General features: G+C 71.9%; 26 protein-coding genes. 16 read left to right on the forward strand and 10 right to left on the reverse strand.

Annotated features, from left to right (window positions below):
• Nucleotides 1-12 precede the first annotated feature (12 nt).
• Complete coding sequence (locus tag MTO99_RS18535) at nucleotides 13-444, forward strand: recombinase family protein (protein ID WP_435520775.1); 432 nt, start codon at nucleotides 13-15, stop codon at nucleotides 442-444.
• Here MTO99_RS18535 and MTO99_RS18540 read toward each other — a convergent pair.
• Entirely contained in the window at nucleotides 425-1180 is a 756-nt protein-coding gene (locus MTO99_RS18540; RefSeq protein WP_243555654.1) for an SDR family oxidoreductase, read from the reverse strand. The genes MTO99_RS18535 and MTO99_RS18540 overlap by 20 nt on opposite strands.
• A gap of 140 nt (nucleotides 1181-1320) precedes the next feature.
• Between MTO99_RS18540 and MTO99_RS18545 the strand changes: the two genes are divergently transcribed.
• Entirely contained in the window at nucleotides 1321-1755 is a 435-nt protein-coding gene (locus MTO99_RS18545; protein ID WP_243555655.1) for a GNAT family N-acetyltransferase, read from the forward strand.
• Between the two features lie 22 nt (nucleotides 1756-1777).
• On the opposite strand, the gene MTO99_RS18550 is transcribed toward MTO99_RS18545, so the two are convergent.
• Nucleotides 1778-2806, reverse strand: coding sequence for an NADPH:quinone reductase (locus tag MTO99_RS18550; protein ID WP_243555656.1), 1029 nt, complete (start codon nucleotides 2804-2806; stop codon nucleotides 1778-1780).
• A gap of 68 nt (nucleotides 2807-2874) precedes the next feature.
• Here MTO99_RS18550 and MTO99_RS18555 point away from each other — a divergent pair, with 68 nt between their 5' ends.
• The 5 genes from MTO99_RS18555 to MTO99_RS18575 all read left to right on the forward strand — a co-directional run bounded on the left by MTO99_RS18555 (nucleotide 2875) and on the right by MTO99_RS18575 (nucleotide 6555).
• A complete protein-coding gene (locus MTO99_RS18555; protein WP_243555657.1) occupies nucleotides 2875-3957 on the forward strand; it encodes a winged helix DNA-binding domain-containing protein in 1083 nt (360 codons plus the stop codon).
• A 92-nt stretch (nucleotides 3958-4049) separates the two neighbouring features.
• On the forward strand, nucleotides 4050-4628 hold the full coding sequence (locus tag MTO99_RS18560) for a carboxymuconolactone decarboxylase family protein (RefSeq protein ID WP_243555658.1): 579 nt from the start codon (nucleotides 4050-4052) through the stop codon (nucleotides 4626-4628).
• Entirely contained in the window at nucleotides 4625-5506 is an 882-nt protein-coding gene (locus tag MTO99_RS18565) for an RNA polymerase sigma-70 factor (RefSeq protein ID WP_243555659.1), read from the forward strand. The genes MTO99_RS18560 and MTO99_RS18565 overlap by 4 nt, the downstream gene beginning before the upstream one ends.
• A gap of 28 nt (nucleotides 5507-5534) precedes the next feature.
• Nucleotides 5535-5969, forward strand: coding sequence for a VOC family protein (locus MTO99_RS18570; RefSeq protein ID WP_243555660.1), 435 nt, complete (start codon nucleotides 5535-5537; stop codon nucleotides 5967-5969).
• A 52-nt stretch (nucleotides 5970-6021) separates the two neighbouring features.
• Nucleotides 6022-6555 (forward strand): dihydrofolate reductase family protein, encoded by a 534-nt coding sequence (locus MTO99_RS18575; RefSeq protein ID WP_243555661.1) that lies wholly within the window; start codon nucleotides 6022-6024, stop codon nucleotides 6553-6555.
• 11 nt (nucleotides 6556-6566) lie between these two features.
• Here the strand turns inward: MTO99_RS18575 and MTO99_RS18580 are convergent, their stop codons facing one another.
• A complete protein-coding gene (locus MTO99_RS18580; RefSeq protein WP_243555662.1) occupies nucleotides 6567-7322 on the reverse strand; it encodes an SGNH/GDSL hydrolase family protein in 756 nt (251 codons plus the stop codon).
• Nucleotides 7323-7341: 19 nt separating this feature from the next.
• Nucleotides 7342-7830, reverse strand: coding sequence for an ASCH domain-containing protein (locus MTO99_RS18585; protein ID WP_243555663.1), 489 nt, complete (start codon nucleotides 7828-7830; stop codon nucleotides 7342-7344).
• A 115-nt stretch (nucleotides 7831-7945) separates the two neighbouring features.
• On the opposite strand from MTO99_RS18585, the gene MTO99_RS18590 reads away from it, so the two are divergent.
• Genes MTO99_RS18590 through MTO99_RS18605 form a run of 4 tightly spaced genes read left to right on the forward strand, consistent with a single transcriptional unit; the run spans nucleotide 7946 to nucleotide 10862 of the window.
• Nucleotides 7946-8413, forward strand: a complete 468-nt coding sequence (locus MTO99_RS18590; protein WP_243555664.1) for a DUF6069 family protein — start codon at nucleotides 7946-7948, stop codon at nucleotides 8411-8413.
• A 60-nt stretch (nucleotides 8414-8473) separates the two neighbouring features.
• A complete protein-coding gene (locus MTO99_RS18595) occupies nucleotides 8474-9634 on the forward strand; it encodes a sensor histidine kinase (RefSeq protein WP_243555665.1) in 1161 nt (386 codons plus the stop codon).
• On the forward strand, nucleotides 9631-10245 hold the full coding sequence (locus MTO99_RS18600; protein WP_243555666.1) for a response regulator transcription factor: 615 nt from the start codon (nucleotides 9631-9633) through the stop codon (nucleotides 10243-10245). The genes MTO99_RS18595 and MTO99_RS18600 overlap by 4 nt, the downstream gene beginning before the upstream one ends.
• Nucleotides 10246-10304: 59 nt before the next feature.
• Nucleotides 10305-10862, forward strand: coding sequence for a cytochrome b (locus tag MTO99_RS18605; RefSeq protein ID WP_243555667.1), 558 nt, complete (start codon nucleotides 10305-10307; stop codon nucleotides 10860-10862).
• On the opposite strand, the gene MTO99_RS18610 is transcribed toward MTO99_RS18605, so the two are convergent.
• The 4 genes from MTO99_RS18610 to MTO99_RS18625 form a co-directional block, all read right to left on the reverse strand.
• Entirely contained in the window at nucleotides 10813-11742 is a 930-nt protein-coding gene (locus MTO99_RS18610) for a CPBP family intramembrane glutamic endopeptidase (protein ID WP_243555668.1), read from the reverse strand. The two genes, MTO99_RS18605 and MTO99_RS18610, sit on opposite strands and share 50 nt — an antisense overlap.
• A 185-nt stretch (nucleotides 11743-11927) precedes the next feature.
• On the reverse strand, nucleotides 11928-12281 hold the full coding sequence (locus MTO99_RS18615) for a hypothetical protein (RefSeq protein WP_243555669.1): 354 nt from the start codon (nucleotides 12279-12281) through the stop codon (nucleotides 11928-11930).
• A gap of 100 nt (nucleotides 12282-12381) precedes the next feature.
• Nucleotides 12382-12705, reverse strand: coding sequence for an NIPSNAP family protein (locus MTO99_RS18620; protein ID WP_243555670.1), 324 nt, complete (start codon nucleotides 12703-12705; stop codon nucleotides 12382-12384).
• Nucleotides 12702-13670, reverse strand: a complete 969-nt coding sequence (locus tag MTO99_RS18625; RefSeq protein ID WP_243555671.1) for an NADP-dependent oxidoreductase — start codon at nucleotides 13668-13670, stop codon at nucleotides 12702-12704. Before MTO99_RS18625 ends, MTO99_RS18620 begins: the two co-directional genes overlap by 4 nt.
• A gap of 145 nt (nucleotides 13671-13815) precedes the next feature.
• On the opposite strand from MTO99_RS18625, the gene MTO99_RS18630 reads away from it, so the two are divergent.
• The 3 genes from MTO99_RS18630 (at nucleotide 13816) to MTO99_RS18640 (ending at nucleotide 16079) form a co-directional block, all read left to right on the forward strand.
• Nucleotides 13816-14208, forward strand: a complete 393-nt coding sequence (locus MTO99_RS18630) for a winged helix-turn-helix transcriptional regulator (RefSeq protein WP_243555672.1) — start codon at nucleotides 13816-13818, stop codon at nucleotides 14206-14208.
• Nucleotides 14209-14329: 121 nt separating this feature from the next.
• Nucleotides 14330-15652 carry an HNH endonuclease signature motif containing protein gene (locus MTO99_RS18635; RefSeq protein WP_243555673.1) on the forward strand — a complete coding sequence of 441 codons (1323 nt, stop codon included), beginning with the start codon at nucleotides 14330-14332 and terminating at the stop codon, nucleotides 15650-15652.
• Between the two features lie 76 nt (nucleotides 15653-15728).
• Entirely contained in the window at nucleotides 15729-16079 is a 351-nt protein-coding gene (locus tag MTO99_RS18640) for a metallopeptidase family protein (RefSeq protein WP_243555675.1), read from the forward strand.
• A 51-nt stretch (nucleotides 16080-16130) separates the two neighbouring features.
• On the opposite strand, the gene MTO99_RS18645 is transcribed toward MTO99_RS18640, so the two are convergent.
• A complete protein-coding gene (locus MTO99_RS18645; RefSeq protein ID WP_243555683.1) occupies nucleotides 16131-17081 on the reverse strand; it encodes an EamA family transporter in 951 nt (316 codons plus the stop codon).
• Nucleotides 17082-17153: 72 nt separating this feature from the next.
• Between MTO99_RS18645 and MTO99_RS18650 the strand changes: the two genes are divergently transcribed.
• Nucleotides 17154-18089: a LysR family transcriptional regulator gene (locus MTO99_RS18650; protein ID WP_243555685.1), complete on the forward strand. Its 936-nt coding sequence runs from the start codon at nucleotides 17154-17156 to the stop codon at nucleotides 18087-18089.
• Between the two features lie 101 nt (nucleotides 18090-18190).
• Here MTO99_RS18650 and MTO99_RS18655 read toward each other — a convergent pair whose 3' ends face one another.
• Nucleotides 18191-18598 (reverse strand): hypothetical protein, encoded by a 408-nt coding sequence (locus MTO99_RS18655; RefSeq protein WP_243555687.1) that lies wholly within the window; start codon nucleotides 18596-18598, stop codon nucleotides 18191-18193.
• A gap of 288 nt (nucleotides 18599-18886) precedes the next feature.
• On the opposite strand from MTO99_RS18655, the gene MTO99_RS18660 reads away from it, so the two are divergent.
• Nucleotides 18887-20413: a serine hydrolase domain-containing protein gene (locus MTO99_RS18660; protein ID WP_243555689.1), complete on the forward strand. Its 1527-nt coding sequence runs from the start codon at nucleotides 18887-18889 to the stop codon at nucleotides 20411-20413.

Below are 20413 nucleotides of genomic sequence, written 5' to 3' on the forward strand. Positions count from 1 at the left end.
GAGAATAGCGATGTGACAGAGACGATGGATGCCTCGCAGCACGCGCCGCACGCGGCAGGCGACTGCCCCGAGTGCTTCGTCGAACTGCAGCGCGACGGCGAGTGGTGGAAGGCACGCCCGGTGGGTTCGCGGTTCGTGGGGCTCGTGGTCGCCCGCGACGACATGCCGTCGGTGGTCGAGCAGCGCGACGATCTGGCACGGTTCGGCGTGGCGATCCTCGACTTCCGGCACCCGGCGCCCGAGGCCCTCGAGACGTGGGGGCAGCGGCTGGAGCGACTCGTGGCCACGCTGAAGTCGGGCGACGTGCTCGTCGTCGCGAACCGGCACGCGCTCGGCCGCACCACCGAGGAGGAGACCCGCACCCTCACCGCGCTCCGCGCGCGCGGCATCGTGGTGAAGGTGCTGAGCCACGGCGCTCGCCACCTCACCGACGCCGACCGCTGAGCCACTCCTCGAAGGTCGTGGTCGCGAGCTCCGCGTCGGGTCCGGGAAGCAGTTCGTCTCCGGTGAGTCGGGTGCCGAAGTAGCGCGCGTCGGGGTCGACGACGACGGGTCGGATGTCTCCCCGCCACGCCTGCACACGGCGCACCAGGTCGACCATCGCGAACGGTTCGGGGCCCGCGATCTCGAGGATGCCGTTCTGTGGATCGGCGACGGCGATGCGGGCGAGGGCGGTCGAGACATCCGACGCGGCCATCGGCTGCTGCCTGCCGGGCGGCACCCGCACCACGCCGTCGACCGCGAGCGTGTCGGCGATGTGCGCCACGAACTCGAAGAACTGCGTCGCACGCACGATCGTGAACGGACTGCCCGCCGTGCGGATCACCTGCTCCTGCACGGCCTTCGCGTGCAGGAACCCGCTCTCGGGCACCCGGTCGCAGCCGACGACCGAGAGGGCGACGTGGTGCGCGACCCCGGCCGCTCGCTCGGCGGCCAGGAGGTTCGCGGTCGTGGTCTCGAAGAACGCGCGCACCTCATCGCCCGATGCCTGATCGGACGCCGGTCGCAGCACGTCGACGACCGCGTCCGCACCGGCGACCGCCTCGGCCAGCCCGGCGCCGGTGAACGCGTCGACCCCCGTCGCGCGGGACGCTGCGACGACCTCGTGCCCGGCATCGACGAGTGCCGGCACGATACCCCGCCCGATGGTGCCCGTGGCTCCGACGACGACGATGCGCATGGCGGCCCTCCTCAGCGGTGTCCTCGGCAGCTCCGACCGGGTCGCGACCGGTCGTGTGACGTCACACCGCCGGCCCCTGCCCGGTCGAAGCTGACGACGGAGTCGGCGGCCTCAGCCGCCGACGAACGAGGGAGGACACGATGGGCGCTGCGGACGGATTCACGATGGAGTACCCGGATGCCTCAGGGTATCCCGACGGCACCGGACTGCTCGACGAGGGCACGGCGGCGCTCGTCGCCGAGGTCGCGGTCGACGGGGTGCGCGAGGTCGACACCCCCTCGGCGGAGTCCGACGGCGAGATCGCGGTGCGACGAGATGTCGATCGATCGGCGTACGTCGCCACGCTCGAGGGGCGTGAGCTCGCGCACCTCGAGTACCTCGACGAGGGCGACCGGCTGGTGGTGGTCACGACGGTCGTCGAGCCCGAGTTCCGCGGCCGCGGCATTGCGATCGCCATGATCGCGACCGCCCTCGACGACCTGCGCGAACGCGGCCAGCGCATCATCGTGCGGTGCCCGGTGGTGGCTGCGTTCATGCGCTCGAACCTGCAGTACACCGACCTGCTCGCGGAGTGATCCGCGCTCTGCGCCGCCCGGCTCAAGCCGGCGCGACGTCGATCAGCACCTTGCCGACCGTGCCCGCCTCGACCGCGTCGTGCGCGTCGGCGGTGCGATCGAGCGGGAACCGGGTCAGCGGCAGGCCCGCCGCCTCACCCACCTCGAGCGCACCGTCGGCGACCGCGCGCGAGACGTCCTCGGCGGCGGCCGCGAGCGCCTCGGCGCCGACCGTGTAGAGCAGCAGGAACTGGTACCGCACGTTGAGGCTGAAGTGGTGGCGCACGTCGAGCGTCATCTCGCCGCCCCCGTCGGTGGCGTACACCGCGATCGAGGCGTGGTTGGCGACGACCCGGGAGTTCAGTTCGGCGTTGCGGGCGGGGGAGACCTCGACCACGAGGTCGACCCCGTCGGGCGCGACGGCGCGGATCGCGCGAGCCGCGTCATCCTGCCGGTAGTCCACGACATGGTGCGCCCCCGCGGCGGTCGCGAGTGCCGCCTTCTCGGGTGAGCTCACCGTCGTGACAACGGTGGCGCCGGCCCAGCGGGCGAGCTGGATCGCGGCGTGTCCGACCGCACCCGCGCCGCCGGCGACGAGCACGGTGCGACCGTCGAGCGCGCCGGGCGCCAGTCGCGACGGCCCGCCCTCGTGCACGGTCAGCGCGCGGTGCGCGGTCATTGCCGGAACCCCGAGGGATGCCCCGACCTCGAAGCTCGCAGCATCGGGAAGCCGCACGACCCGCTCGGCCGGCAGCACCGTGTACTCCTGCGCCGTGCCGGTCGGCCGCTCGTGCACGGCGAGGAACACCCACACCCGGTCGCCGGCCGACGCCGTCGTCACCCCGTCGCCAACCGCGTCGACCACCCCGGCGCCGTCCTGGTTCGGCACCACTTCGGGGAACGGCGTCGGCGCGCCGGGGGGCCCGCCCGCGCGCGCCTTCCAGTCGGTCGGGTTCACGCCCGACACGACGACGCGCACCCGCACCTCGCCGGGGCCCGGCTCGGGCAGGTCGCGCTCTTCGAGTCCGAGCACCGACGACGGACCGGTCTGCGTGTATGCGATCGCTCTCATGCCGGGGCCAACGCCCGTCCGGGCGCGGGTCTTCCCGTGATGTCGCCGGTGTCTCCTAGCCTGCAGAGGTGACGACCGATCGCGATCTCGCCCGCTGGCGCCTGCACTCGCAACTGCTCGCCGCCCCCGCCGACGAGGCCGAGCAGGTGGTGCGCACGCTCGGCGCCGTGCAGGCCGAGAACGCGTCGCAATCGGCGTGGGCGGTCGCGACGCGCACGGTCTCGCCCGACCGGGCCGACCTCGAGACGGCGCTCGCGAGCGGCCGGGTGCTACGTACCCACGTGCTGCGCCCGACCTGGCACTACGTGCACGCCGACGACGCCCGGTGGCTGCTCGAGCTCACCGCGCCGCGCGTGCTTCCCGTCGCCGATCAGCAGCTCACCCACCACGCCGACGACCTGACCCGGCTGACCGATGCGGTCGAGCGGCTCCTCGGCGGAGCATCCGGCCCCGCGCACCTCACCCGCGCCGAACTCGCGGATGCGCTCGCAGCGCGGGGCTTCGAGCTCACCGGGCACGACCTGATGACCCTGCTCGCCCGGCTCGAACTCACCCGGCTCGTGTGCAGCGGGCCGCCGCGCGATGGCGAGCACACCTACGCCCTCATGGACGAGCGTGTGCCGGCGGGGCATCCGTTCGATCGCGACGAGGCGCTCGCGCAACTGGCCCTGCGCTACTTCACCTCGCACGGGCCGGCGACCGAGCGCGACCTCGCGTACTGGGCGACCCTCACCCTGACCGACGTCCGCCGCGGGCTCGCGGCCGTCGCCGGGCGGCTCGCCTCGTTCGAGCACGACGGGCGCACCTTCTGGCACGTGCCGGGCGACCCGCCGCCCGCGGCCGAGCCGGCCGGCCATCTGCTCCAGATGCTCGACGAGATGTACCGCGGCTACCAGGACTCGCGCTGGGTGCTCGACGCCGACGGCGTCGTACCGCGCGGCCGCGAGGCATCCGTCGGTATGGCGATCGTCGACGCGCAGCTCGTCGCCGGCATGAAGCGCACGCTGAAGTCGAAGGCGGTGGTCTTCCAGATCCTGCCCCACCGTGCGCTCCGCGCGGCCGAGCGGCGCGCGATCGAGCGGGCGGCCGCGCGCTACGGGGCGTTCCTCGGGCTGGAGGCGCAGGTGGAGCTGGCCGACCCACCGCGGTAAGGGGTGTGGATGTCACAGCCTCGCGCCGGCCGGTGTCTCCATGCCGACGGAGCATCCGTCGACCGAGCACATTGACCGAACGAGGAGGAGACATGACCACCGACACCCGCATCCCGCCCGCCGAGGTCACCGGCCTGTACGGGGCGATGGTGAAGACGTTCGCCCGCAGGATGATGGGCAAGGTGCCCGACTCGGTCGGGGTGCTGTGGAACCATCCGGCCGTGATGAAGGACTCGATGGGCATCGGTCGCAAGGTCGAGGCCTGGGGCGAGCTCGACCCCACGCTCGCGTCGTACGCGGCCATGGCGTCGGCGGCGACGATCGGGTGCAGTTTCTGCCTCGACTTCAACCACTTCATGGCGCACAACCACGGGCTCGACGAGGCGAAGGTGCGCGAGGTGCCGCGGTGGCGCGAGGCATCCGTCTTCTCCCCGCTGGAGCGCCGCGTGATGGCGTATGCCGAGGCCGCGAGCCAGACCCCGCCCGCCGTCACCGACGAACTGTCGGCCGAACTGCTCGACGCGCTCGGCCCGGCCGCGCTCGTCGAGCTCGCCGCCCGCGTCGCGTTCATGAACATGAGCGCCCGCATGAACGTGGCGCTCGGCATCCGCTCGGAGGAGTTCGCGGATGCCTGCGGGCTCGCGCCGCTGGCCGTAGGCTCACGCGCATGACGCCGGACCCGTTCGTCACCCACCGCGGCCTGCTCTTCACCGTCGCGTACGAGCTGCTCGGCTCGGCGGCCGACGCCGAGGACGTGCTGCAGGAGTCCTGGCTGCGGTGGGCGGCGGTCGATCAGTCGGAGGTGCGCGAACCACGGGCTTACCTGGTTCGAGTCGTCACCCGGCAGGCGCTCAACTATCTGCGCACCGTTTCCCGCCGTCGCGAGGACTACGTGGGCGAGTGGCTGCCCGAGCCGGTGCTCACGAGCCCCGATGTGGCCGACGACGTCGAGCTCGCCGACAGTCTGTCGATCGCGATGCTCACCGTGCTCGAGACGCTCGGGCCGGCCGAACGCGCGGTCTTCGTGCTGCGCGAGGTGTTCGACGTGCCGTACGACGAGATCGCCGAGGCGGTCGGCAAGTCGCCCGCGGCCGTTCGGCAGATCGCACACCGCGCGAAGTCGCATGTCGCGGCCCGGCGCCCGCGACCGGGCGTTTCGGTCTCACGGTCCGAGCACGCGCAGGCCGTCGACCGGCTGGTGCGTGCCGTCAACACCGGCGACCTGCAGGGGCTGATGGACGTGCTCGCGCCCGATGTCGTCTCGGTCGCCGACGGCGGCGGCAAGGTGCGGGGCGCTGCCCGCCACCCGATCGTGGGCGCCGACCGCATCGCGCGGTACCTCGTGGGCGGGCTCGCGAAGCTCGGCCGGCCGTACCTGGCCTCGGTCGAATGGGTCAACGGCGCGCCGGGCCTACGGATGGAGGTCGAGGGCGAGCTGGTGGGCGTGGTCAGCGTCGACGTCGAGGGCGGGAAGATCACCCGGATCTACTCGATCGCGAACCCCGACAAGCTCGGCCGGCTCGACGAGGAGGCGGTGCTCTCGCGGTGAGCCGCGGTGGCCGGGCCAGAATGGGCGCATGACCGAAGCATCCGCCCGCCGTATCCGCCAGCTCCGACTCGTCGTCTCCGTGCCCGAGGGCGAGGACTACGAGGCCGCGCTCGCCTTCTATCGCGACGTGCTCGGGATGCCGCAGCAGGAGGCGTACGACGGTGACGAGGGTGCGCGCGTGGTCATCCTCGATGCCGGGCGTGCGACGCTCGAGCTCTCGAACGCGGCGCAGGTGCGCTTCATCGATCGCGTCGAGGCGGAGGGTCGGCCGAGCGCGACGCTGCGGTTGGCGCTCGAGGTGGATGACTCGTCCGCTGCCACCTCGGACGCGGTCGCCGGCGGCGCTGAACTCATCGCCGAGCCGCGCGAGACGCCGTGGCGGTCGGTGAACTCGCGGCTATCCGCGCCCGCCGGGTTGCAGGTCACGCTCTTCCAGGAGCTCGACGGCGACGGGGTGGACTGATGCCACCGGCGACCCCGTGACATCCGGCGCCGAACAGCGCACGCTGGAACGCATGGGAACCGTGACGATCTCCTTCGAGATGACCCTCGACGGCGTGTTCGACCAGATGGACGTGTGGTTCGACGAGCACGACCCGGCGCTCGAGCGCTCCTCCGACGCGCTCGTGTTCGGGGCCGACGCGGTGCTGCTCGGCCGTGAGAGCTACGAGTTCTTCCGTGAGTACTGGCCGAAGCAGAGCGATGATCGCGGCTTCGCGGCGCACTACAACGCGCTGCCGAAGTACGTGGCATCCCGCACCCTCACCGGGCCGCTCGACTGGAACGCGACCCTCATCGAGGGTGATGTCGCTGACGCGGTGCGCGATCTGCGCGACCGGTACGGCGCGCTCATCTCGCACGGCTACGGCGAGTTGGCCGCCACTCTCATGGATGCCGGGCTCGTCGACGAGGTGCACGTCGGCATCCACCCGTTCATCGTCGGCGACGCCGAGATCCGGTTGCGTTCGCCGCATCCGGTCGGGCTGCGGCTGCTCGACGCGACGCCGAGCGAAACGGGCATCATCCAGGCGCGGTACGCGCCGCGATAGTGGAAGTGCCCTCACCCGACCTGTTCCGCCACCACGCCCAGCCGCCGCTCGACCGCGGGCAGGAAGGCCGCCGCCCACACCCGGTAGCCGCGATCGTTCGGATGGAACAGGTCGCCGGCGAACTGCGTGGTCACGCCCCAGAGGCCCTGCCGGTCGGTTCGCGCGTGCAACGGCACGACCTCGAGGCCGCGCTCGGCCGCGGCGGCACGGAGCATCCGGTTCGCCAGGCGCACCTTCCGCTGAGCGGCGAGGAAGTAGAAGCTCGGCAGATCGGCCACGATCGCATGGGCGGGTAGGCGGCTGATGAGCTCTCGGATGTCGCGGTCGAATCGCTGCGGATCGAACTCCGCGATGTCGTTCGCCCCGATCGAGACGGTGAGCACGTCGGGCTCGAGCGGGTCGAGGAGGGGCAGTTCCTTCTCGATCGCCATCCGCACGGTCGCACCCGAGATGCCGAGGTTGACGGCGCGGACGGGGCGGCCGGATGCCTCGGCGATCCCGCGCGCGATGAAGCCGACGTAGCTGTGACCCGGGCGGCTCGCGCCGATGCCCTGCGCGGCCGAGTCGCCGATCGCGACGTACAGCAGGGCGCCCGGTGTTGCGTCGGTTTCGGCGCGCTGCTCGCGCCAATACGCGGAGTTCACCGGGATGGTCTCGGCGAGCGCGGTCGTCCAGCGCCGTTGGCGGCGTGCGAGCCACCGCCACCAGACGGCGACGCCGGCGAGACCGCCGATGGAGGCGACGACGGCGAGGGTGCGGCGCTGCATGGATGCTCGGTCTGTGCGTTCAGGCCCCGGCCGTCCAGGCGACCTCGAATCGTTCGAGCACGATCTCGTGCTCAGGGGTCCAGTCGAATCCGAGGCCGGCGCAGACCCGAATCCAGTAGCCGCGGTGCCCGTCGCGCCAGTACGCGAGGCTCAGATCGCCCTCGCCCTCCTCGCGGGCGAAGACGGCGTCGACCTCGTCGAACGTGGCGATGCGGAACTCGATGCTGCGCAGGATCACCCGCGGCCGGCCGGTCGAGTCGCACGCGATCCAGTGGCTGCCGATGCGGGGCAGCGGCTGGCCCTCGGCGGCGAACTCGGCGACGAGCGTCGCCGTTGCGGTCTTGCGGCCGTCGAGTACGAGCCCGAGCAGTTCATCGGTGAGGGCGGGGTGGTCGCCGAAGCGTTCGACCGAGGGCGGCTCGGTGTCGACCGCGCGGTCGGGGTGCGCGGCGCGATACACCTGCCACAGCTCGTCGGCGGCGGCCCGGTCGACGGGGGCGTTCTCCATCGGGCCAGTCTGGCAGGGGCATCCGACAGGGGGCATCCGATCGGGACATCCGTACTGCTCGATCGGTGACATCCGGCTCTGCCGGGCGCTCCGCGCCCTGCATAGCGTCGAAGGCATGGATGAGACGACGATTTCCCAGGCCCTTCGGACCGAGACGGATGCCTCGAGCCCACGCCGCCGCCGGCTCGGCCGGCTGGCGACGATCGGCATCGCCGCGGCGCTCGCGCTCGTCGTGTGGGCGATCGCGGTGCCGGTCGCCGGCATCGCGCTGACCGTCGGGGCGGGTGCGACCGCGCAGACCGTGGGCCCGGCGGCGGTGGTGTTCGCGGTGCTCGTGCCCGGCTTCGCCGCATGGGTCGTGCTGGCGCTGCTCGAGCGGTTCGCCCGACACCCGCACCGCGTGTTCGCGATCGTCGGCTGGGCGGTGCTTGCCGTATCGCTGGCGGGTCCGGTGCTGACCGGAGCCGGCGGGGCCGTGCTCGTCGCGCTGCTCGCGATGCACGTCGTGACGGGCGCGACGCTGGTGATCGGGCTGCCGTTCGCGGCTCGGCGCGCACGCGGCGCCTCGGCGGGGCGCGAGTAGATTGACGAGCGTCGTGCGCCCCGCGCGGGGCGCCGACCGGGGATGAGAGAGACGATGACGATGAGCAGTCCGCTGACCTTCACCGACGCACCCCCGAGCCTCGCGTGGCTCGCGTACCGCCCCGGGTCGTGGCTCGCGCTGATCGCGGCGCCGCTGCTGCTCGTCGCGCCGCTGCTGGGCGCGTTCGTCGCGGCGGAGTGGGCGCGGGCGGGCTACGTGGTGCTTGTGGGTGCCGCCTTCGCTGCGGCGGTGGCGTGGCCGTTCGGCGCACGTCGCCGACCCGGCCCGGCGACCGAACTGGCGTTCGTCGCACTGCTGCTGCTCTGCGCGGGCTACTTCGCGATCTGGCGCACCGATCAGGCGCTGCTGTTCCCGCTGCTCGCCGTCGCCGCGTCGCTCGCGATCCGGCGGCGGTGGGCGATGGGCGTGGTCGGGTCCATCGCGGTCACGGCCGCATTCGCCGTCGGGTTCGAGGCCGGTTCGCTCGCGGCGGCGGTGCTGGTCGGCTTCGCCGCGTTCGCGGGCGGCGCGGGCAACTACCTGGTGCAGTACTACGTCGCGCTGACCCGCGAGCTCGACCGCACGCGCGAGCGCCTGGCGGTCGCGGCGGTCGCCGACGAGCGGCTCCGGTTCTCGCGCGACCTGCACGACCTGCTCGGGCATTCGCTCTCGATCATCGCGGTGAAGTCCGAGGTGGCGCGCCGACTCATGCCGTCCGACGTGGCGGCCGCGTCGACGCACGTCGCCGAGGTCGAGGAGATCGCCCGCGACGCGCTGGGCGAGGTGCGGTCGGTCGTCGCCGGGTCGCGGTCGATGCGGCTCGCCGACCAGCTCGCGAACGCGCGCCGGGTGCTGGGGGACGCGGGCATCGCGACCGCGGTCACCACGACCGATCGGCCACTTCCGATCACGGTGGATGCCACGCTGGGCTGGGTGGTGCGCGAGGCCGCGACGAACGTGGTGCGTCACTCATCGGCCCGGCACTGCACGATCGCCGTCGCGGCGAACGACGACGAGGCGCGCGTCGAGGTGAGCGACGACGGGCGGGCCACCGCGGCGGCAGCGGGCTCGTCAGGGGTCGGCGCGGGCGCGCCGGGCAGCGGGCTCGCGGGGCTGCGCGAACGCGTCGAGGCCGCAGGCGGCGAGTTCACGGTCGGGTCGTCGCCGTCGGGATTCCGGGTGACGGCCGTGCTTCCGCTGCCGAGCGAGGCCGGCCGATGAGCGCGCCGACCACCATCCTCATCGCCGAGGACCAGCGCATGATGCGCTCGGCCCTCACGACCTTGCTCGATCTCGAACCCGACCTCACCGTCGTCGGCGGGGTGGAGCGCGGCGACGAGGTCGTCGCCGCGGCCGAGGCGCTGCGACCCGACGTGGTGCTGCTCGACATCGAGCTGCCGGGGCGCAGCGGGCTCGACCTCATCGGCCCGCTCCGCGAGGCGGTGCCGGCGTGCGACGTGGTGGTGGTGACGACGTTCGGCAGGCCCGGATACCTCGCGCGGGCGCTCGCCGCGGGCGCGCGGGCGTTCCTCGTGAAGGACGACCCGGTCGACCGGCTCGCCGCCGCCATCCGCCGGGTGCGCGCGGGCGAACGGGTCGTCGACCCGACGCTCGCGGCCGAGGCGCTCGGCGCGAGCGACAGCCCGCTCACCGATCGCGAGGCCGACGTGCTGCGCGCGTCGACCGACGGGGCGACGGTGCTCGACATCGCCGCGGCGCTCTCGCTCTCGTCGAGCACGGTGCGCAACTACCTGTCGAGCGCGATCGGCAAGCTCGGCGCCCGCAACCGCATCGAGGCGCTCGTCACCGCGCGCGAGCAGGGCTGGTTGTGAGCGTGTCGCCGGCGTGGCATCCGATGCCGTGACCTGAGTCCCATCGCTACGCTGGCCGCATGGCTCGCGACCTGCCGCCCCGGCACGGCGCGGTCGCGCGCGTGCTGCACTGGCTGACCGTCGCCGCCCTGCTCGCGCAGTACCTGGTCGGCTACGCGATGACCGGCGCCGAAGGCGTGCTCGAACCGTGGATCGAGGCCGCCTACGACGGCGACGAAGACCTGCTCCTGCCCGTGCACGTCGCGATCGGATGCAGCATCCTCGCGCTCACCGTCGTGCGATTCGCGTGGCGGCGCATCGTGACGCTGCCGCCGTGGCCGGCGACGGTCTCGCGGGCCGGTCGGCGATTCGCGTCGATCACCGAGCGCGCCCTGTACGCGCTGCTCGTCGTCACGCCCGCGAGCGGGCTCGCGCTCGTGCTGCTCTCGGGCGAGGACTGGGAGGTCGGCGACGACGTCGAATGGAGGTCACCGCTCGACGTCGTCGACGACGATCTGCTCGTCGGCGTGCATGTGACGTCGCAGATCCTGCTGCTCGTCGCGATCGCGCTGCACGTGGGATTCGTCCTCAAGCACCAGGTCGTCGATCGGGATCGGTTCGTACGCCGGATGGTGTGACGTCGACGCCGCCGTCGGTTCGCGGCGGTTCGCCGTCGGCGGCCCGCCCCCGCGCGTCGCCGCGGATGAACACGAGCAGCACCACGGCGCCCACGGCGAGCAGCAGCGTCGCGGGCGCCGCGAGCGCGAGCATCGGGTTGTCGAGCACGCGCTCGGGCGCCTGGTCGATGCCTCCGCTGGCGAGCATCGTGATCGGGTCGGTCAGACCGTGCAGCACCATCGGCCAGATCAGGCTGCCGGTCACGCGCATCGTGAGGTACATCAGGATGCCGAAGCAGAAGGTGTAGGCGATCGTGAGTCCGACGGTGGCGATCGGCTGGCCGCTGAACAGGTTGACGCTGTGCAGCAGCGCGAACACGAGCGATGAGAGCAGCGCCACCGGCCATTCCCGGTAGCCGCGGCGGCGCAGCAGGCCCACCACGAACCCGCGGGTCAGCAGTTCCTCGGAGAAGCCGATGAGCGCCCCGGCGACGAAGGTCAGCACGATGACGCCGCCCGAGTAGGCGCTGTAGTCGGTGCCCAGCACGCGGAGCACGATCGGGATGGCCACGAGCACCGGCGCGAACCACATCCACCAGCTCCCGCGCACGGGCTGCCGGGCGAAGAGCGGGCGGGGGAGCCATCCGATCGACCAGGCGAACGCGACCAGCAGGATCGAACCGGTCAGCACCCGCAGCACGAGGCCGGCGAACACGCTGCCGGGTGTCGCGAACAGGTTCTGCTCGTCGACGAGGGCCTCGGTGAACGGGGCGAACGCGAGCTGCAGCAGTTCGTACAGGGCGAGGTAGACGATGGCGAGTACGATCGCCTTCCACCAGCCGCCGCGGTTCCAGAACGCCGCCCAACCGGTCGCGCGCGGCCGGGCCGCCGGGCCGGTCATCGGTCGAGCCTCGCGGCTCGGTCGGCGACGCGACGGATGCGACGGATGTCAGGAACCGATGCCTGCGCCATGGCGGCAGCCTATCGACGGGAGCGTTTCGGGCGCCAGCGCGCGGAACCTCGAGCCCCGCGTCTCAGCCGCGCCCGCCGAGACCGGTCGAACCGTGGTCGGCGACGATGCGGAGTTCAGCTCCGCGGTGCGGGCCGGGGACGCCTCGACGACCCGGTCGACGGGGAGTCCACCGCGCGGGCCGGTTCGATGCGGCCGGGCAGGAAGGGCAGGGCGGGGGCTGCGTATTCGAGCGATGCCGGATGCTCCGCTGCGAGCGCGAACTCGGCGGCACCGAATCGCCAGACCCGGTTGAAGAGGTAGGCGCCGATCGTCACGGTCTCGTCGGCCGGAACCTGCCACGTGCCGACACCCCATTGGGTCGGCTGGCCTCGCCCGTCGATCACGACCGTCGGCTTCACCCCCCAGTAGAGGGCGAACCAGGGTTTGCGCATCCGGAGTTCGATGCGACGCGTGGTCGGGCGGGTCATCCGGCGAGTCTAGGCGGGTCGACCGAGTCGACCCGGTCGATCCGCTCTGAGCGCGCCCGCGGGCGCACGCATGGTCCGTGCGCCCGCGGGGCGGGGTTCGTCAGCCGGCTTCGAGTGTCGGCGTCGCGGTCGTGATGACCGCGCGGTCGAGGGCCATCAGGTCGGCGACGACCGGTTTGACGGTCTCGATCCACTCGGGGTCCTGGTAGACCGCATCGTACGTGCGCTCGCGATGGGGCTCGTCCCGGAACGAGCGGATCCAGATGTACGCGTCCGGGTCGTTCCGGTCCAGGAGAGACGCGGTGACCTCCATGCCGCGGGCGCGGACGAACGGGATCACGACCCGGTCCATGTACGCGGCGAGTTCGGCCCGCTTGCCGGGGTTCGCGATGTAGCGGCGGATCTCGACGATCGTGCCGGTCATGCCGCGACCTCGAGCACGATCTTGCCCTGCGTGCGTGCGGTCGCCCCCGCGTCGTGCGCGGCTGCAGCCTGCTCGAGGGGGAAGGTCTGCTGCACGACCACGCGGAGCCCGCCCGCGTCGATCAGATCGGCGATCGAGGCGAGGGCGGCGCGGTCGGGCTCGACGAGGATGCCGGTCGTGCGGACACCGCGCGCAGCGGCGGCGGCCGCGACCTCCGGCCGAACACCCGACGGCACGCCGATGTGGATGCCGCCCGGCTTCAGGACCTGGATGGACCGCAGATCCGTGAGGTCCTGCTCGCCGACGAGGTCGAGGACGACGTCGACCTCGTCCACCGCCTCCTCGAACCGCACGGCTCGGTAGTCGACGAACTCGTCGGCGCCGAGCGAGTGGAGGAACTCCGCACGGCCGGCGCTGCCGGTGCCGATCACGTAGGCGCCGCGGGCCACCGCGATCTGCACGGCGAGGTGGCCGACTCCGCCGGCGGCGGCGTGGATGAGGACGCGCTGGCCGGGCTGCACATCGGCGGTGTCGACGAGCGCCTGCCACGCGGTGAGGGCGGCCAGCGGCACGGCTGCGGCCTCGACGTGTCCGATCGTCGTCGGCTTGCGGGCGAAATGGCGCGACGGCGCCGTCACGTACTCGGCGTACGCGTCGGCCGCGCGGGGAAACCACGGCATGCCGTAGACCTCGTCGCCCGGCACGACGGTCGTGACGCCGAAGCCCACCGCGTCGACCACGCCCGACACGTCCCAGCCGAGGCCGAAGGGCGGTGCGCCGAGGACGGCGGCCATGCCGCGGCCCTCTCGGGTCTTCCAGTCGACGGGATTCACCCCGGCGGCGTGCACGCGAACGCGGATCTCGGTCGGGAGCGACTCGGGCACGGGCACCTCGGTAAGCCGCAGCACCGAGGAGTCCCCGAACCGCTCCTGTCGAATCGCTCGCATGGTCGTGTGATCGGTCATCGGTTCTCCTTCCGGACGGCGTCTCCGTCCGACACGAGGACCGTATGCTTCGGGAAGTGGTTACCCGCAAGGGCGCTCAGTTACCGAAAGATACCGACCGGTCGTCGATCACGTGGCCGGTCGCCGAGCAGAGTCAGGAGAACCGTTGGAAGCGTGCCCGACCGGTCAGCACCACTCGCACAACGTCTACGAGGCGGAGTGCCCGTGTCGATCGCTGCTCGAACTCCTCGCGAACAAGTGGACGGCGCTCGCCATCGGCGCCCTCGAGGCGGGCCCGATGCGGTTCGGCGCCCTCAAGAACCTGCTCTCCGGCGTGAGTCCGAAGATGCTCGCGCAGACCCTGCGGCGGCTCGAGGACTCCGACCTCGTGACCCGAACCGTGTACCCGGCGGTGCCCGCCCACGTCGAGTACGAGCTCACCGACCTCGGCCGTAGCGTGGCGGAGCCGCTGCGCGGCCTTCGCGTCTGGGTCGAGCGGCACCTCGACGACGTCATCGGCTTCGATCGCGCACGGGACCTCTCGCTGCTCGAGGAGTGAGCGTCGCCGACTCCTCCTCCCCAGGTGGGGTGGGTGAGCCAGGTTTCCACAGGGAAAGTCGCTGATCAGCCAGTGAAAGACGGCCGCGATCGATGTCGGTGGGTGCTGGTTGGATCGAAGCATGACCCGGGATGGACGTGCGATCGAGGTCGCGGATGCGACCTCGCTGCGGCCGTCATCGGTCGGGGCGTCGCTCGAGGCCGAACTGGCGGCCGACCTCGACGCGATCGCGGCACTCGAGCGCGACATCCGCATCGCCCAGGCCGAGCAGTTGCGGTTCGTGGCCAGCGCTCGCGAGCGGGCCGAGCTGCTCGAGGGCGTGCACGACGGCAGCACGTCGAGCGACCGCGAGCTCGCGACCCGCGCGTTCATCGCCGAGCTCGCGACGACGCTCGTCGTGCACGAGGTACGTGCGTCCGAGATGGTCGGCGACGCCGCCCGGTTGGCCGAACTGCCGGTCGCGGCCGCGGCGTTCGCCGCGGGCGGCCTCGGGCTCGCGCAGGTGCACACGATCATGGAGGTGACCGCGGGCGCGTCGCCCGAGATCGTCCGGCGGCTCGAGCGCGCGGCGGTCGAGCGGGCGCCACGGCAGACGAACGCCGCCCTGCGGCGAAGCCTCCGCCGCCTGCGCGAGCGGCTCGAACCCGTTCCGCTCGCCGAGCGACGCGCGGCCGCCGAGCGCGAGCGCCGGGTGTGCGTCGACCCCGCGCCCGACGGCATGGCGTGGTTCAGCGTGCTGCTCACCGCCGAGCGGGCGTTCGCGGTGAAAGCGCGGCTCGACGCGGTCATCGCGCGGGCCGAGAGCGAAGCATCCGAGGCATCCGCGCCCGATCCGCGCACCCGCGACCAGCGGCGCGCCGATCTCGCGGCCGACCTGCTGCTGGCCGGCACCCTGTCGGGCGGCGAGTCCGCCGCGCTCACCGCGACCGGCGCGGTGACGCCGCGCATCCTCGTCACCGTGCCGGTGCTGTCGCTGCTCGGCATCGGCGACGAGCCGGCCGAGCTCGACGGGTACGGCCCCATCGACGCCGAGACGGCGCGGCGGCTCGCGGCGCACGCGCCGAGCTTCCAGCGCATCCTCACCCACCCCGAAACCGGGGCGTTCCTCTCCTACGGGCGCACGACGTACCGGGTGCCCGTCGACCTCGCGGGCTACGTGCAGGTGCGTGACGGCGGGTGCCGGTTCCCGGGGTGCGGGCGGCGGGCCCGCGAGAGCGACATCGACCACACCCGCGACTGGGCGCACGGCGGCGAGACCTCGCACGCGAACCTCGCCTGCCTGTGCCGCAAGCACCACCGACTGAAGCACCGATCCCGGTGGCGGATGACGCAGGAGCCAGGCGGCGTCATCCGTTGGACCTCACCGGCCGGCCATGTCCTCCGCACCCACCCGCAGCGTCCGTTCATGCCGGTGCGCGCCGACGAACAGGCCGTCGCGGCCTGACCGGGTTCGTGGGCCGCGCGCTTCGCTGCTGGCGGACACCGGTCGCGACCTCCTGCGCAGCCACGAGGATGGTGGCATGGTCGAGATCTCGGACGACGACTTCGATCGCATGGTCGGCGAGGAGTACGACGCGCTGCCGCCCGACATGGTGCGCGGACTCGAGAACGTCGCCATCCTCATCGCGAACCAGCCGCTGGGGGAGCGGCCGCGCCTCTTCGGCCTGTACAGCGGGCGCCCGCTGAAGACCCGCGGCGTCTACGGCTACGGCGAACTCCCCGACCGCATCACGCTGTTCAAGAACAACCTGCAGGCCCACAGCGCCGACCTCGACGACCTGCGCTCACGGGTGCGGGTCACGCTCGTGCACGAGATCGGGCACTACTTCGGGCTGGATGACACGCGGCTGCGAGAACTCGGTTGGGCCTAGCTCCGCCGACGAGGGACTTCACGAGGTCGCTCGCTGATCGTGTCGAGGGCCTCATCTTTCTGATCGGTTGAGAACGGCACGGCCCGCTGTCGGAGGTTCGGCGACCATGACGGATGCTGCGGGGCGCGCGCGCCGACGCACCTGCGCGTTCGCGATGAACACACCCGCGACGAGCACGAGCCCGCCGACGGTCTCCCACAGGTTCGGGATCTGGCCGAGCAGCAGCGCCGCCGACGCCATCGCCACGACCGGCGCGAGCAGCACCCACGGCACCACCGATGCCGAGCGGTTGCGGGCGAGCAGCCCGTTGAAGATCGCGTAGCCGACGAGGGTGCACAGGCCCGCGGTGTACAGCGTCGAGACGATCGGCCGCCAGCCGAACGCCGCGATGCCGGCGGCGATGGCGTCGGGGCCCTCGATGATCGCCGAGAGGCCGAGCGCCGGCAGCGGCACGACGAGCGACGACCAGACCGTCAGCGAGAGCGCGCCGAGGCGCTTCGCGGGTGCGACCGGGCCGGCGTTCCGCGAGATCACGTTGCCGATCGCCCACGACAGCGCGGCGAGCAGGCTCAGCACGACCGCGAGGGCCGGCGCGTCGCCGCCGCGACCGAGGGCGACGACGCCGAGCCCGACGGTGCCGACCAGCACGCCGATGGTCTGCAGCCGGCTCGGCCGCTCGCGCAGCGCGAGTGCGGCGACCAGGATCGTCAGCACGACCTGCGCCTGCAGCAGCAGCGCCGCGATGCCGGGCTGCAACCCCAGCGCGATCGAGGTGTAGAGCAGGCCGAACTGGCCGAGGCACATGAACAGGCCGACGCCCACGACGGTCTTCCAGCTCGCGAGGGGGCGCGGCACGACCAGGGCGGCGAGGGCGACGACGGCGAAACGCACGGCCACGAAGAACAGCGGCGGGATGCCGGTCATCCCCCAGTCGATGACGACGAAGTTGAAGCCCCACATCGTCGCCACCAGGGCGGCCAGCAGCATGTCGCGTCTCGTCATGGTCTCACTTCACCGCGAAGCATCCGGAAATACCAGCGACCATTTCTGTATCTGAATCGGTAGCATCACTACATGATCGATCTCGAAGCCGTGGTCGCGCTGCGGGCGGTGGCCACGAACGGAAGCGTCGCGGCCGCGGCCGACGCGCTCGGCTTCACCCCGTCGGCGGTCTCGCAGCAGATCAAGCGGCTCGAGCGCGGCACCCGCGTCGCGCTGCTCGAGCGCGCCGGTCGCGGAGTGGTGCTGACGGATGCCGGGCGGCACCTGGTGACGTCATCGGCGACGGTGCTCGCCGACCTGGAACGCATCGAGGCCGACCTGCACCTGACCGGCAGCGCCGGCGCCGCTGACACCGGCCGTCGGATCACCGGCGAGGTGCGCATCGGCGCGTTCTCGACGGCGGTGCGAGGCATCCTGATCGATGTGCTGCCGCGCCTGCGCGCGGAGCATCCCGAGCTGCGGGTGCCGCTGCGCGAGAGCGAGCCGTGGGAGACGATCGCGCTCGTCGCATCGGGGCAGCGCGACCTCGGCATCGTGCATCGCTGGGGAGGCGTTGCGCTCGCCATGCCCGACCACCTCGTCGAGACGCCCCTGTTCACGGATGTCGCGGACGTCGTGCTGCGCCGCGACCACGCCCTGGCCGGCCGAACCGAGCTGTCGCCGGCCGACCTCGCCGACGAGGAGTGGATCGCGACCTTCGACTCGACGATCTGCCGGCAGTGGCTGCGTCGACTCTTCGACGGCGTCTCGAACGCCCCGCGCATCGTGCACGAGTCGATGGAGTTCGAGAACCACCTCGAGCTCGTGCGGGCCGGCCTCGGGGTGGCGCTGGTGCCGCGGATGGGGCGGCCACCGCTGCATGACGACCTCGTGGCCATCCCGACGGTGCGGCCCGTGTCGACGCGGGATGTGTCGGCAGTGCACCGACGGAGTCAAGCAGGGGCGCCGGCATTGCAGGCGGTGCTGGATGCGATTCGTGCCGTGGCGGTGGGTCGCGCCGTGGGTTGAGGCACGGGCGCGGACTCGGGCGCGCCGCGATCACCTACCGCGCGGCCGTCGCGATCAGCGCGATACTCACCTGGCTGCGCCACCTGGGAAACACGCTCGAGTCAACTCGGCCGGTCGGTTGTTTCGTGGGGCGTGGGCGGTGAATCGGGTCGGCTGCGAAATGCGCGCGTGGCAAGGGATGTCAGCCGTGCGGTGATGGCGTAGTCCTTCCTCACGACCTGGACGAGCTTGTCGAAGACGACGAGGAGGAGGAGGCTGCCCTCGATGGAGCCGAGGTACGTCGAGGGGTTGAAGCTGAACGCAGTAGGCTCCAACGCCGAGATGCGCGAGAGCACCAGTGCAACGAGGTAGAACAGGTACAGGGCCGGCTTCGTCGACATCAGCCCGAAGACGATCAGGAATCCGAGGCGGATCTTTCCCCACCGGCTCCGGCCGGAACGTTCGATCGACGTTCGGGTGTAGGCCCTTGCGGTCAAGATCTGTTCGAGCAGAAGGACCAAGGCGATCACGCCGATGTTCCACAGATACGTCCTGCAGTGGGTCGCGATCGGCGACGACGTAGTAGATCCATACCGTGACGCCGTAGAAGACGAACGCGAACAACAAGAGTTCTGCCGCGTAGTAGATCGCCATACCCGGCTTCACTCGGATGCGTTTCGGCACGCCATGACGCTACACCCGCCCTCCCGCGGGGTCTGCGAACGACCCCCGATCTTCCAGACTCACCCTCCATCCCGCGGCACGGCCCCTCGGTCTCCTAGGCTGGCGAGAGCGCAGGTCGATCGATGGGGGTTCGCATGCCGACGAAAGCGCTTCACTTCAGGTGGTTCGCACTCCCGCTCGCCGCGGTCGCGGCGGTGGCGGGGCTCGGCGGGTGCAGCAGCAGCGCCGACGAGGCATCCGCGTCTCCGACGCCCGGTGACCCCGTGGCATCCGATGGCAGCCTCACCCTCGTCGAAGACGGGCTCGACGCCGGCAGCACCGCGTCGCTGAACGCAGCGGCGACCGAATCGTTCGCCGGCGTCAGCGCGCCCGGCGCGGTGATGGCGATCCGCACGCCCGAGGGCACCTGGGCGGCGACGATCGGCTTCCTCGACTGGGACGAGACGACGCCGATCACCGCCGACGTGCACCAGCGGGTCGGCAGCGTCACCAAGACCTTCACTGTCACGGCGTTGCTGCAACTCGCCGAGCGCGGCGACCTCTCGCTCGACGACCCGATCGACCGGTACGTGCCCGGCATGCCGAACGGCGACGCGACCCTGTACGACCTCGCGGCGATGCGCAGCGGCATCCCGTCGTACACGTTCGACGAGGAGTTCCAGCAGACGGTGTTCGCCGACCCGAACCACGCCTGGGCGCCGCAGGAGCTCGTCGACCTCGTGAAGGGCGACGCGCCGATGTTCGCGCCCGGTACGAGAACCTTCTACTCGAACACGAACACGGTGCTGCTCGGCATGGTGATCGAGCAGGTCGCGGGTCGGCCGATCCAGGACGTCATGCAGGAGCAGATCATCGGCCCGCTCGGCCTGTCGGGCACGGTCTTCCCGACGGATGCCTCGTTCCCCGAGCCGCACGCGAACGGCTACACGACGCAGGGCACGGACGACGGGCTGCCCGTCGACGCGACCGACTGGAACCCGTCGTGGGGCTGGACGGCCGGCGCCATGATCTCCGACCTCGACGACCTGCTCGTCTGGGGCGAGGCGCTGGTCACGGGCGAGGGCCTGCTCTCGCCCGAGTGGCAGCAGACGCGGCTCGACTCGTTCGACTTCTCCATCCCCGTGTACGTGGGCGAGGGCCAGGATGCCCCGCAGTCGGAGGCGCGGGCGTACGGGCTGGGACTCGGCCTCGCGCTCGGCTGGTACGGCCACACCGGCGAGCTGCCCGGCTACAACACCGTCGTGCAGCACCACCCCGAAACCGGCACCACCCTCATCGTCATGGTGAACAGCGACATCAAGTCGGGGGAGTGCCCGGCGGATGCGCGACCACGTCCGGCGGGCGCACCACCGGTCCGTGCGAAGACCCGGCCGTGTACGTCGCGAACGCGCTCGCCGCGGCGATCGGGGCGCCGCTCGTGGAGGGGTGAGCGCGCCAACGCGCCGCGCATCGTGCACGAGTCGACGGAGTTCGAGAATCACCTCGAGCTCGCGCGTCGCGCAGCCAGCGGACGAGCACCGCGAGGCTCGGAAGCAGGACCGCGATGCCCCAGAGGCCGGTCTGGACGGCTGTGCCGAATGATATATGCGGTCAGTGTGTGGCCCGGGTCAGATTCGGAATGGGGCGACGGTCATGGCGGGGCGAGAGGCCGTGAGCATTGA

The sequence above is a fragment of the Agromyces larvae genome (assembly GCF_022811705.1).
GTDB classification, from domain to species: domain Bacteria; phylum Actinomycetota; class Actinomycetes; order Actinomycetales; family Microbacteriaceae; genus Agromyces; species Agromyces larvae.

Excerpts from the sequence above, each read along its gene's own strand:
- MTO99_RS18540 (WP_243555654.1), bottom strand. The coding sequence starts at position 1,180 with ATGCGCATCGTCGTCGTCGGAGCCACGGGCACCATCGGGCGGGGTATC.
- MTO99_RS18545 (WP_243555655.1), top strand. The coding sequence starts at position 1,321 with ATGGGCGCTGCGGACGGATTCACGATGGAGTACCCGGATGCCTCAGGG.
- MTO99_RS18550 (WP_243555656.1), bottom strand. The coding sequence starts at position 2,806 with ATGAGAGCGATCGCATACACGCAGACCGGTCCGTCGTCGGTGCTCGGA.
- MTO99_RS18560 (WP_243555658.1), top strand. The coding sequence starts at position 4,050 with ATGACCACCGACACCCGCATCCCGCCCGCCGAGGTCACCGGCCTGTAC.
- MTO99_RS18565 (WP_243555659.1), top strand. The coding sequence starts at position 4,625 with ATGACGCCGGACCCGTTCGTCACCCACCGCGGCCTGCTCTTCACCGTC.
- MTO99_RS18570 (WP_243555660.1), top strand. The coding sequence starts at position 5,535 with ATGACCGAAGCATCCGCCCGCCGTATCCGCCAGCTCCGACTCGTCGTC.
- MTO99_RS18575 (WP_243555661.1), top strand. The coding sequence starts at position 6,022 with ATGGGAACCGTGACGATCTCCTTCGAGATGACCCTCGACGGCGTGTTC.
- MTO99_RS18580 (WP_243555662.1), bottom strand. The coding sequence starts at position 7,322 with ATGCAGCGCCGCACCCTCGCCGTCGTCGCCTCCATCGGCGGTCTCGCC.
- MTO99_RS18585 (WP_243555663.1), bottom strand. The coding sequence starts at position 7,830 with ATGGAGAACGCCCCCGTCGACCGGGCCGCCGCCGACGAGCTGTGGCAG.
- MTO99_RS18590 (WP_243555664.1), top strand. The coding sequence starts at position 7,946 with ATGGATGAGACGACGATTTCCCAGGCCCTTCGGACCGAGACGGATGCC.
- MTO99_RS18595 (WP_243555665.1), top strand. The coding sequence starts at position 8,474 with ATGAGCAGTCCGCTGACCTTCACCGACGCACCCCCGAGCCTCGCGTGG.
- MTO99_RS18600 (WP_243555666.1), top strand. The coding sequence starts at position 9,631 with ATGAGCGCGCCGACCACCATCCTCATCGCCGAGGACCAGCGCATGATG.
- MTO99_RS18605 (WP_243555667.1), top strand. The coding sequence starts at position 10,305 with ATGGCTCGCGACCTGCCGCCCCGGCACGGCGCGGTCGCGCGCGTGCTG.
- MTO99_RS18610 (WP_243555668.1), bottom strand. The coding sequence starts at position 11,742 with ATGACCGGCCCGGCGGCCCGGCCGCGCGCGACCGGTTGGGCGGCGTTC.
- MTO99_RS18615 (WP_243555669.1), bottom strand. The coding sequence starts at position 12,281 with ATGACCCGCCCGACCACGCGTCGCATCGAACTCCGGATGCGCAAACCC.
- MTO99_RS18620 (WP_243555670.1), bottom strand. The coding sequence starts at position 12,705 with ATGACCGGCACGATCGTCGAGATCCGCCGCTACATCGCGAACCCCGGC.
- MTO99_RS18625 (WP_243555671.1), bottom strand. The coding sequence starts at position 13,670 with ATGACCGATCACACGACCATGCGAGCGATTCGACAGGAGCGGTTCGGG.
- MTO99_RS18635 (WP_243555673.1), top strand. The coding sequence starts at position 14,330 with ATGACCCGGGATGGACGTGCGATCGAGGTCGCGGATGCGACCTCGCTG.
- MTO99_RS18640 (WP_243555675.1), top strand. The coding sequence starts at position 15,729 with ATGGTCGAGATCTCGGACGACGACTTCGATCGCATGGTCGGCGAGGAG.
- MTO99_RS18645 (WP_243555683.1), bottom strand. The coding sequence starts at position 17,081 with ATGACGAGACGCGACATGCTGCTGGCCGCCCTGGTGGCGACGATGTGG.
- MTO99_RS18650 (WP_243555685.1), top strand. The coding sequence starts at position 17,154 with ATGATCGATCTCGAAGCCGTGGTCGCGCTGCGGGCGGTGGCCACGAAC.
- MTO99_RS18660 (WP_243555689.1), top strand. The coding sequence starts at position 18,887 with ATGCCGACGAAAGCGCTTCACTTCAGGTGGTTCGCACTCCCGCTCGCC.